We start from the raw sequence: 2,586 nt of genomic DNA, 5'->3' as shown, positions 1-2,586 counted from the left end.
CCCGGCGCTTGAGGGAACAAGCAATACCAAGAGCCATTAACAATGGCCCTTGGTATTATACCAGCGGCTTGAAATGCCGACTCATCGGCATTTCAAGCATCGGCGGCATGGCCGCCGCCGCGCCAGTCGGCGCGGATACTAATGGTTAAGTATTTTGACCGGTGGTGTTATTTCTACAATCTCGAATCAATTATGTTGACAATGTTATGATGTGCGCTTTCCACAAGTTCTTGAATTTGGGATTGCATATCTTCTTCTGTGATTTGTATTGACAGCTTCCCTTTTAAGAATTCAGGAAGATCAGATACCGATGTATTGTCAATCAGCGCGACCATAACCCCGATAACGCCTTGTTCGATTTCTCGTTTATGTTTTGTTCTCCACTCACCCTCTACCCAACCAGACAGCAAGCTATTTTTTGATGCAAACAAGAGAACAATATCTGACTCCTTTACGCCAGCCTCAACGCGCTCAGAAATACTCTCCCCAATAAATATATTATGCTTATCGTACCAGTATTCACATGGAAAAAGCATATTCATTTTCTCTTTAAATAACTGCAAGCACTTTTCCACAAATGGCTTGTCTGCGGACGAGTGTGAAATGAAGATTTTTGGAATACCGTAGTGAGTAGAGCCATCATTTCGTTTTACGGTATTCCATTTTTGATCGTTTCCAATAACATTTACTTTATTCATGTGTATCGATCGATGTCTGGTTATTGAACTGGCCAGTCCTGGGTGGATTACATAAATTCCACTATCATTCGGAATCTCGTCACCAGACCAATCAAATTCATACGGTTTTCTAAAGTGTTGATATTTTCCCCCTTGAGCAATATCTTGCTTCACTTTTCCAACTAGTCCTATATTTATAAGGTCGCAAAACGGATGCGACTCATGCTCCGGAATCCCAATTAACGCACTAAACTCCCTATTTATACTGATAATTGAGTCCCTAGTTAGAACATTTGCGGGGATAAGTTTGAGTAGCTTTTTAATTCTATCTTGTGACGTTAATGTTCGAAGGAAATTTGACTTCTGACCAGATAAATAGTCCTCGCTAATATTGCTAGCTGCAACTACGTCAACTTCATCCCTAATTTGTTCCATCCTCTTTGAGGGATCTGGAGAATGAAGATGATGAACCGCTTTGCCAAAGTGCATTAGTGACCTTGGGGAGCCGGAAGAATGTCTAAGAAGATAGGTGAAAGGATCTTCTTTTATGTTTAGGTATGCGTTTTCAATGAATTCGTAGCCAATCAAGTCAGATATACTCTTTTTTTTTTTTTTTTTAATAACGGCAACATTAATAATGCCTTTAAGTTCAGCATCTGTATAGTCGAGTATTAACGATTTTCCAGAGATTACTTCTCTGTGGTCATCTACAAATCCCGCCCAAGCCTCTTGACGAATTGTTGCAATTACCTTGATATGCCTGCTCGTAGTGAAAAGTGAATGAGCGGCTTTCGCGAGACCAGTTTGACCGGCCTTCCACGCGTTTACGTTCCTGCCAAAGGCTTCTGATAGCGCCTGATCAAACCCATCTATCATTGCTATCGTTGAGCTTTGAATATGGTTAAGGGCAGCTGAGTAGAATCTCGTTGTAGATTTATTCAGCTTAACAATTTCCTTCTCAGAGTAAGAGTGTATGCAAAATGTCAAGAAGTATGACGGAGCGGCGCGAATGCTATTCTCCAAATGAATTATAATTTCTTCTTTGAAGCTTTCTGCGATCTCAATATGTTCGATCGCTTTCAGTAGCAAATGCCAGTTTTTCGAATCTTTATCAATGTAACCGTCAGCATTCATGCTGCAAATAATGGACAAAATTATAGAAACAGACCAAAGATCTTTCCAGAACAAGACATCTCCATATCCTGTTTGTGGCATGGTTCTTGAGAATCGAGGTTCATCAATTTCTCTATTATTTCCTGATATTATTATGTATGAGCCTGTAGAATTCTTTACTCTGTCTCGGAGAATTTTATGCTTTACTCTCATAAGCAATGTCTTGCCCATCCCTTTGTTTGCTATAACAAGACTTATTCTGTCGTTATTAAGGAACTGCAATATTTTTGCATTAATAAATATGTGTTCAATTCCAACGTCCTTATGATCATTTCCATCCGACGGCCATGAATCATTCTCATGGTTAGAAAATTCGATTTCGGTCATGATAGGGCTCCCGGCAAAATCTAGCATTGATAGCGATAGTGTCTTCTTTTGATGAATCATTCAAGATTTGGCTGAAGTTGATTGCCTTCTTACGCTGCTTAAGTCATAGGCATTGGGTGGCCTTGTGCCACTGGGTTCAAATCTGCGTGTACCGCCATAACCCATGATCTCTTTAAGCTACAAGATTGTATGGTTGGAAAGGTCAACTACATCACCGTTCTCGCGGGTATAAAGCGTTTTGTGCCGCCCTAATTCCGCCTATAAGCAAGGCTACACCGCTGCGTCCCCATCATCCCGCATCCAGGGCCCCGATGATCTTCACCCCTTTTGAGCGTATGGTCGCGTTGCGGTACCTGCGGGCGCGGCGGCAGGAGGGGACGGTGTCGGTGATCGCCGGCTTCTCCTTCAT

1 protein-coding gene is annotated in these 2,586 nt (G+C 41.8%); it reads right to left on the bottom strand.

Going from position 1 to position 2,586, the window contains the following annotated elements; all coding sequences use genetic code 11:
- Nucleotides 1–173 precede the first annotated feature (173 nt).
- Nucleotides 174–2,177: a toll/interleukin-1 receptor domain-containing protein gene (locus tag Q0072_RS13685; protein ID WP_298331141.1), complete on the bottom strand. Its 2,004-nt coding sequence runs from the start codon at nt 2,175–2,177 to the stop codon at nt 174–176.
- Between the last annotated feature and the right edge of the window lie 409 nt (nt 2,178–2,586).

The organism is Asticcacaulis sp., assembly GCF_027484505.1.
Lineage (GTDB): Bacteria > Pseudomonadota > Alphaproteobacteria > Caulobacterales > Caulobacteraceae > Asticcacaulis.
Note: the sequence above shows the minus strand (reverse complement) of the source record. Positions and strands in the feature narration are given on the sequence as shown.

Excerpts from the sequence above, each read along its gene's own strand:
- Q0072_RS13685 (WP_298331141.1), bottom strand. The coding sequence starts at position 2,177 with ATGACCGAAATCGAATTTTCTAACCATGAGAATGATTCATGGCCGTCG.